The sequence below is a fragment of the Gordonibacter sp. genome, from assembly GCF_036667095.1.
Classification (GTDB): Bacteria; Actinomycetota; Coriobacteriia; order Coriobacteriales; family Eggerthellaceae; genus Gordonibacter.
Genome location: NZ_JAVWUP010000120.1, coordinates 1 through 7,969 on the forward strand (window position 1 = coordinate 1; position 7,969 = coordinate 7,969).

Annotated in this window: 6 protein-coding genes; 2 read left to right on the forward strand and 4 right to left on the reverse strand. The window is 60.7% G+C overall.

Annotated features, from left to right (window positions below):
• The 3 genes from RR842_RS10095 to dnaE form a co-directional block, all read right to left on the reverse strand.
• Positions 1-605, reverse strand: a 605-nt coding sequence (locus tag RR842_RS10095; RefSeq protein WP_332729659.1) for a hypothetical protein, incomplete at its 3' end; no start/stop codon positions are given.
• 128 nt (positions 606-733) lie between these two features.
• The gene (gene truA, locus RR842_RS10100) at positions 734-1,558 is read right to left on the reverse strand and encodes a tRNA pseudouridine(38-40) synthase TruA (protein ID WP_332513359.1); all 825 of its coding nucleotides are present in this window, start codon (positions 1,556-1,558) and stop codon (positions 734-736) included.
• Between the two features lie 78 nt (positions 1,559-1,636).
• The gene (gene dnaE / locus RR842_RS10105; RefSeq protein WP_332729661.1) at positions 1,637-5,101 is read right to left on the reverse strand and encodes a DNA polymerase III subunit alpha; all 3,465 of its coding nucleotides are present in this window, start codon (positions 5,099-5,101) and stop codon (positions 1,637-1,639) included.
• A 403-nt stretch (positions 5,102-5,504) separates the two neighbouring features.
• Here dnaE and RR842_RS10110 point away from each other — a divergent pair, with 403 nt between their 5' ends.
• Complete coding sequence (locus tag RR842_RS10110) at positions 5,505-7,046, forward strand: MFS transporter (protein ID WP_332554206.1); 1,542 nt, start codon at positions 5,505-5,507, stop codon at positions 7,044-7,046.
• Positions 7,047-7,204: 158 nt separating this feature from the next.
• A complete protein-coding gene (locus RR842_RS10115) occupies positions 7,205-7,696 on the forward strand; it encodes a pyridoxamine 5'-phosphate oxidase family protein (RefSeq protein ID WP_332729662.1) in 492 nt (163 codons plus the stop codon).
• 3 nt (positions 7,697-7,699) lie between these two features.
• Here the strand turns inward: RR842_RS10115 and RR842_RS10120 are convergent, their stop codons facing one another.
• Positions 7,700-7,891 carry a helix-turn-helix transcriptional regulator gene (locus RR842_RS10120; RefSeq protein ID WP_336821701.1) on the reverse strand — a complete coding sequence of 64 codons (192 nt, stop codon included), beginning with the start codon at positions 7,889-7,891 and terminating at the stop codon, positions 7,700-7,702.
• Between the last annotated feature and the right edge of the window lie 78 nt (positions 7,892-7,969).

A 7,969-nucleotide genomic window follows, 5' to 3' on the forward strand; every position in this document is an offset into this window, starting at 1 on the left:
TCTGGCTCTGGCTCTGGCTCTGGCTCTGGCTCTGGCTCTGGCTCTGGCTCTGGCTCTGGCTCTGGCTCTGGCTCTGGCTCTGGCTCTGGCTCTGGCTCTGGCTCGAATTCTTCAACGGGAGTCTCGCTCGGCGCAAAAGCCTCAACAGCGACCGAGGTCGTCAGCACGATAGGCAGTTCGGTCGTCGAGCGGAACATCGATGTGGGCGAAGGTTCTTGCGGCTCGAAGACATCCTCTTCATCGGCCTGCTCGCCCCATGAAACAGGATCTTCGGCAGGCTCGCAGGACACGGTGCCGGTCGTTTGCACTGCAGCGAGCGCCGCCTCGGCGAAACCGCCTTCGATTATCTCCATGCCAGAAGCCATCATACGATTTTCGGGAGGCTCGGGATCGATGCCCAAACGCGTCGCGAGGGAAATATTCGTCTGCGCGATAGCCGCAAGCTCGGCACCGAGCGCAACGGTCGTCGGACCGTCTTGGCCGATCTGGAGCTGCCGGCCGATATCCATCACGCGCCCCCAGGAGAACGCATCAAGATCCTCTTTCAAGGAGGACACTTTATCCGCTTCGCGCACGATGCGCTTTTCCGCACTGTTTCCGAACACGATCAAGCCTCTCTACGCCGCCATAGGGCATTTTCGCAGCATCTGCCCAGTATAGCACCCGACTTTGGAGAACAAGGCCGACCCCCGGGAGCCTAACCTGATCGGTTGAAGGATATCCCGTACGGCAATCAGTAGATAACACGCCAGAACACGAGCCCTTGGGCCGGAGCATTTTCGCCCGCCGCCTGGCGATCGCGAGCCTCCAGCACCTCGGGCACCCAGGCCGTGTCGCGCTGGCCCTTTCCCACCATCACCAAGGTGCCCACCATCGTGCGTACCATGGAATGGAGGAAGGCGTTGCCCACCACCTTGATGGTCAGCAGATTCTCGCCCATGACGGTTTCGGGATGAAACGATATCTCGCGCACGTTACGGCACGTGGGCTTGCCCTCAGCCGACGCAGCCATGCAGAAGCTTTTGAAGTCGTGCTCGCCTAGCAGGCACTGCGCACCCATCTCCATAGCGGACACGTTCAGGCCGCCGGGGACGAACCACGAGAAGTCTTTCATGAAGATAGGGCTGGTACCGTCCACGCACAGATGGTAATGGTACTCGCGCGCCTGCGCATCGAAACGAGCAGAGAAGCCATAGCGCTTAGGCTCAATCTCACGCACGGTGATAGCGTCGTTCGTAAGCGCGTTCAACGATCGGCGCAAACTTGGAAGAGAACGACCGGCAAGGTCGCGTTCGTCGATATCGAAGCTGACCACCTGGCCGAGAGCGTGCACTCCCGCATCGGTACGTCCGGCGCAGGCCATCTCCACCGGGCGCTTGAACAGCAACTCAAGCGCCGACTCGACGTCGCCTTGCACCGTCAGCTGGCCTGGCTGCCGGGCAAAGCCCGAAAACGGAGCGCCGTTGTAGGACAGGGTGAGCGCGAGCGTGTGCTCGCGCGCAGGATGCTCGGCAGAAGCGTCTGCAGGCACGCCGGTATGTTGAGTAGTCTGGATCATAATGCGCCCTATCATAAACGAAAGCGGCCGCACTGCGTAGCGCGGCCGCTCGATTTCCCGCTTCCGTTTGCCAAACCGTTACGCCGACTTGCTCCAGACCGGTCGTCCGAACAGGTCCTGTATCTCAGCAAGCATCACCGAGCTGCGGGCATCCACGGTTACGGGCAGTTCGGCGCGGAACTTGCGGCCGTCCGACTGGCTCACGAACAGCACGACGCCGTCGCGTCCCGGATACGACTTCAAAATGCGGTTCAGCCGCTGCGAGGTGGCCTGGTCGAAGTCGGCCGACGACACTCTCAGCTCCAAGTGCGCCGAGCGCGCGTCAGATTCGGACAGCTCGATGGTCTTCATCTCGAACGCCATGATCTGGTTGCCCCGATCGCTGTGCTCGAACTTACCCTTCACCTTAACGATAGCGTCTTCCTGGATGGATTCGGCGTTCTCCTCGTACTTGAAGCAGATGCACTCGACATGGCCCGTCGTGTCCTCAAGCGAGAACGTGGCCATCTTCTTGCCCTTTTTCGTCAGCTTCGTCACCACATTGGACACCATGCCCACGAACGTGGCAGAGGCGATCTCCTTCGTGCGATCGGCCAAGTCGCCCAACTGGAACTTCGTCATGCGCGCAATGGTGCCCTCGTAGGGACGCAGCGGATGGTCCGAGACGTAGATCTTCATGATCTCCTTCTCGGAGGCCAACAGCTCGCGCTTGGGCCACTCTATGCCGTCCGGAGGCGGCACCGTATCCTCGAAACCTGAATCGGGATCATCGGCGAACAGGTCGAACATGCTCACCTGGCCCGAATCGCGGTCCTTCTGGCGCTTGGACGCCCCTTCGAGCAACGGCGTCTCGTCCACGAAGTACATGAGCTGCTTGCGCGTGTAGCCCGTCGAATCGAACGCCCCACCCTTGATGAGGGCCTCGAGCGTCTTGCGGTTGTAGCACTTCGAATCCACGCGGTTCACGAAGTCGTGCAGCGAGGTATACGGCCCGTTGGCCTCGCGCTCGGCAATGATCTCGTCGGCCACGTTCTTGCCCACGCCGCGCACGCCCACCAAGCCGAAGCGAACGCCTTCCTCGACCGGGGTGAACTCGGCGTTGGACGAGTTGATGTCGGGCGGCAGCACCGGCGTGCCGTTATGATTGCAGCTGGCGATGTAGCGGATCAGGCGGTCGGTGTTGCCCATGTAGGACGACAGCACGGCAGCCATGAAATCGTTGGGATAATGCGCCTTCATGTACGCCGTGCGCATGACCAGGATGGCATACGCAGCCGAGTGCGATTTGTTGAACGCGTACTTGGCGAACTTCTCCGCGTCGTCCCAAATCTGCTTGGCGATATCCAGCGAGAAGCCGTTCTCCACCGCGCCGTTGTTCCAGTCCTCCTGGAGCTGGCGCATGATGTCGAGTTTCTTCTTGCCCATGGCCTTGCGCAGCTTGTCGGCCTTGCCAGCCGAGAAGCCGCTCATGGCCATGGATATCTGCATGATCTGCTCTTGGTAGACCATCGTGCCGTACGTTTCCTCCAAGATGGACCGGAGGCGCTCGTCGTAGTAGTGGATGGCGGTCTTGCCGCTTGCCACGCGCACGTAGTCGTCCACCATGCCGGACTCGAGCGGGCCCGGACGGTTGAGCGCGATAGAGGCGACGACGTCGGAGAAGCGCTTAGGAGGAAGACGCGCGAACAGGCTCACGTACAGCGCGCCCTCCACCTGGAACAGGCCGTCCATATTGCCTGACTGCATGAGCACGAACGACTTCTCGTCGTCGATGGGTATGTCCTCGGGAACCACCTTCGTGCCGAAACGCGTCTCGACGTTGCGGCAGGCACGCGACAGCACGCCCAGCGTGCGCAGGCCCAAGAAGTCCATCTTCAGCAAGCCCAAGTCTGGCGTGTAATGGCCGTCGTACTGGGTGATGATGCCGCCGCCCTTGGTGTCGCGCTTCATGGGCACGTGGTCGCTCATGGGATCGCGGCAGATGATGGTGGCGCAGGCGTGCACGCCCTCGCCGCGCACATGCCCCTCAATGGACTTGGCGGCATCGATGACGGCCTTCACGTCCTCTTCGTGCGCGTAGGCCTTCTTGAGGTCGGGATTGGTGGCGAGCGCCTTGTCGATGGTGATGCCCAGCTCGTCGCCGATCATCTTCGTGATCTTGTCGCCCACGTTGTAGGGGTAGTCCAGCACGCGCGCCGCATCGCGCACGGCGTTTTTGGCCTGCAGCTTGCCGAACGTAATAACGCCGGACACGTGGTCCTCGCCGTACACTTCCTTGATGTGCTCGATGACCTCGCCGCGCCGCTCGTCCTCGAAGTCGACGTCGATATCGGGCATCTCCACGCGCTCAGGCGACAAGAAGCGCTCGAACAGCAGACCATTGGACAGCGGGTCCAAGTCCGTGATGCCCATGGCGTACGCCACGATGGCGCCTGCGGCCGAACCGCGGCCCGGCCCGACGCCGATACCCTGACTGCGCGCCCACTCGATATATTCCTGCACGATGAGGAAGTAAGCGGGAAAGCCCTGCTGGATGACGACGCCGGCCTCGTAGTCGGCGCGCTCCTGCGCCTCCTGCGGAATCGGATCGCCATAGCGCTTGACCAGGCCTTCCTGGATGCGCTTGCGAAAGTAGCTGTCCTCCGTCTCGCCCTCCGGCAAGGGGAAACGCGGCAGGATGGAGTCGCGTTCCAGCACCACGTCGACCTTCGCGGCAAGCTCCACCGTATTGTCGCAGGCTTCGGGGAAGTCGCGCATAGCCTCGCGCATCTCCTCCTCGGTCTTCATGTAGAACTGGTCGTTCTCGAACTTCATGCGTTTGGCATCGTTCATAGCCGAACCCGTGCCAATGCACAGCATGATGTCCTGAGCGCGCGCGTGATCCCTCGTAAGGTAGTGGAAGTCGTTCGTGGCGATGGTCTTGAGCCCCGCTGTCTGCGCCACCTTGGTCAGCTGGTGGTTCAGCTCCACCTGCGTCAGGCCCGCATCGGTCATGATGCCCTGGTTTTGCAGCTCGATATAGAAGTCGCCCGGATCAAAGCAGCTGGCGAACTTGTGCGCCCACTCTACGGCGTCGTCGAACTGACGATTGTCCAGCAGTTTCGGGATGATGCCGGCAATACAGGCCGACGAGCCGATGATGCCCTTGCCGTACTTCTGCAGCATGGAGAACGTCGTGCGCGGCTTGTAGTAGAAGTTGTCCACATGCGACTCGCTTACCAGGCGTACGAGGTTGTGATAGCCCTCGTTGGTCTTCGACAGCAGCAGCATATGGTACAGCTTCGGCTTGACGTCGCGCCGTAGCTCCTCGTCGATGGTGAAGTACACCTCGCAGCCGAAAATGGGCTTCACGCGCACACCCGTCTCCTTCTCCACCGCATCGCAAGCATCGCTCAATTCCGGCACACCCGACATGACGCCATGATCGGAAATAGCCACGGCCGGCATGCCCAGCTCAGCCGCGCGCTTCACCATGTCGTACACATGCGTTGCGCCGTCAAGCAGGGAATATTCGGTGTGGTTGTGCAGGTGGACGAATGCCATATCTTGTGCCTCGAATCAGGTATGAATGCGCTTGCTGGTGTCCTCGTTATCATACCAGCAAGCGCTACGGCGAGAGGGGAACAAAAAATGGAGAACCGGTTGATTTTGGCCAGAGCCTCATAGACTGAAGGTCGCTTCCGTCGTGAGGGTCCTCGGTGCTGCCGGTCAGGTTCGCGCTACCGGCGAAGCGGCGCCTTGGAGCAGTTGCGTTCAGAAGGCTGGATTATGAAAGGTACTGCCTGACACCTTCTCCTGACGCCCTCCTTTACCCGCATGATACTAGTTATGTACATTTGTCCATAAGTTCTCTCTTTTCTCTCATTAATGTACTAATGTACAGATAGTGGCCTACACTGTTCTTCAGCATCCAGAAAGCAACGAGAGACGAGAGCGAGGCGAAATCATGGAACATGCCGCAAGCAACACCACGGCAGTGAACCTCTCGAAGGGACGGCGCTGGGCATCGCTTGTCGTGCTGGCCGGCAGCTTGCTGGTCATCACGATGGACATGACCATACTGAACGTGGCGCTGCCGCAGATCACCGCGGAGCTGAAACCCACCGGCGAGCAGCTGCTGTGGATGGTGGACGTGTACTCGCTTGCCCTGGCAGGCCTGCTCGTTACCATGAGCTCGCTCGGAGACCGCTTCGGGCGTAAGAAGATGCTGGTCATAGGCTATTTGATCTTCGGCATCGGATCGGTCAGCGCATTTTTTGCGAACTCCCCCGAGTTCGTCATCGCACTGCGCGCGCTGCTGGGCGTCGGAGGCGCCATGATCATGCCCACGACGCTCTCCCTGCTGCGAAGCGTGTTCCCTGATCCAAAGGAGCGGGCAACAGCTATTTCCGTATGGGCAGCCATCTCCGCCATCGGCGCGGCCATCGGTCCTTTGGTGGGCGGCTTTTTGCTGGAGCACTTCTCGTGGCATGCGGCGTTTTTGGTGAACGTACCCATCATGGTGTTCGCCGTGTTGGGCTCGGCATTCGTGCTGCCCGAGGTGAAGGTGAAGAACCCGGGACCTTGGGACTTCGTGGGCGCAGCGCTGTCCATCGGAGGCATGGTACTGGTTCCTTGGGCCATCAAGCGGTTCGCGCAGGAGATGACGTTCAGCGACCCCACCGCCATCGGGGCGATAGTGGCTGGCGTCGTGTTGCTGGTCCTATTCATTCGCCGTTGCCTGAGGCGGCCCGACCCGCTGCTGGACATCAGCCTATTCAAACTGCGGCCGTTCGCCGGAGGCATCATCGCGGCACTTGGCGCCCTGTTCGGCCTGGCCGCCATGATGCTGCTGCTGGCCCAGTGGATGCAGCTCGTCCATAACTTCTCGCCCATGGAGACGGGCGTGCGCATGCTGCCGTTCGCCGTGATGGGACTGATGTCCTCGCTGGCCGCACCGTGGCTTGCCCGCAAGATAGGCACGCGTACCACCATCGCCCTCGGCCTGCTCGTAGCAGCTGCGGGAATGGCGGTCGTGTGGTTCAACCGGGACCATCTAGACTTCTCCCACGTATTTGCATGCATGGTGCTGATCGGGCTGTCGCAGGGTTCCTTCACCGTAGCCTCAGCCATGATCATGTCCACCACACCGCCCGAGAAGGCGGGCAATGCCGCCGCCATCGAGGAGACCTCCTATGAACTGGGCAACCTGCTGGGCGTGGCTATCGTCGGCAGTTTGGCGGCACTGGCCTACAAGATCGGGTTCGACGCGAACGCAGCCGCAGGGTTGCCGGCCGAGCTCGCCTCGACGGCACGCGAGTCGCTGGGCGCTGCGTTGGAGATCGCGAACCAAGCGGGCTTGCCGGAGATGGCGCAGCAGGCGACCCTCGCGTTCAACGCGTCGCTGGCAGACGCAAGCGCGATAGGAGCCGTAGTACTGGCCCTCGCAGCCGTCGCCGTATTCTTTGTCATCCCCAAGAACACGGACATCGACAAGCAGGCGCACTGAGGCGAAGGGCGCTCCTGCGCTTGGCGAACGGGAGAGCCGATTGCCCCTTCCCAAGCGTCAAGCCGTGCCCTATGAGAAAACGACTACAATAGGATGAGTAGGCAGAATAGCTCCGACCGTAACGATTCCAGCCGCAAAACAAGGGGAAGGAAACCGGCATGACCGAGTATCGCATGCGCTATGCCGAACGCGAATTGTCCGCAAAGGATGCATGGAGCATCTTCGAGGCCGCTGAATACTGCGTCGCTTCCACGGTGGATGCCGACGGCATGCCCTATGGCGTGCCGATCTCCTTCGTAGTGATGGACGGCAAGCTGTACTTTCACACCACGAACATCGCCGGGCACAAGTTGGACAACTTTGCCCATGATGCACGTATCTGCGTGACCGCCGCGGTAGACGTGGAAGCTTGTTTCGAGAACGACTTCATGACCAGCCGTTACGGCTCAGCCATGGCGTTCGGGCGTATTCGGCGCGTCGAGGACAGCGTGGAAGTGCGCCATGCACTCGTGGCCCTCTGCATGAAGTACCTGCCGGACTACCAGCATGAGATCGGCAATGCCATAGCCAAGGACCTCGCCGAAACCGCCGTCTGGGCTGTAGAAGCCGACCTTGTCACTGGCAAAGCCGCGCACAGGCTGAGCAAGTAGAGGCTAATCCAGGCAGAACAGCTCCTCCACTGCCACGCCCAACTCACGTGCAAGGCGCATGGCCAGCGCCAACGTAGGATCGTACTTGTCGTTTTCAATGGCGATAATGGTCTGGCGACTCACTCCGCAACGGGTTGCCAGATCTTCCTGCCTGAGGCCGCCCCGAGAAGAAGCCCAGCGCTTCACTGACGCCAGCCAAGCGCAAAAAAGAGAAGAAAGGCCCGTTATGCAAAAGTTCATCGCAGAAGATTCGTTTTGGGAGCTGTTCCCCAA

Coding starts and splice junctions, on each gene's coding strand:
- truA (WP_332513359.1), bottom strand. CDS start 1,558: ATGATCCAGACTACTCAACATACCGGCGTGCCTGCAGACGCTTCTGCC.
- dnaE (WP_332729661.1), bottom strand. CDS start 5,101: ATGGCATTCGTCCACCTGCACAACCACACCGAATATTCCCTGCTTGAC.
- RR842_RS10110 (WP_332554206.1), top strand. CDS start 5,505: ATGGAACATGCCGCAAGCAACACCACGGCAGTGAACCTCTCGAAGGGA.
- RR842_RS10115 (WP_332729662.1), top strand. CDS start 7,205: ATGACCGAGTATCGCATGCGCTATGCCGAACGCGAATTGTCCGCAAAG.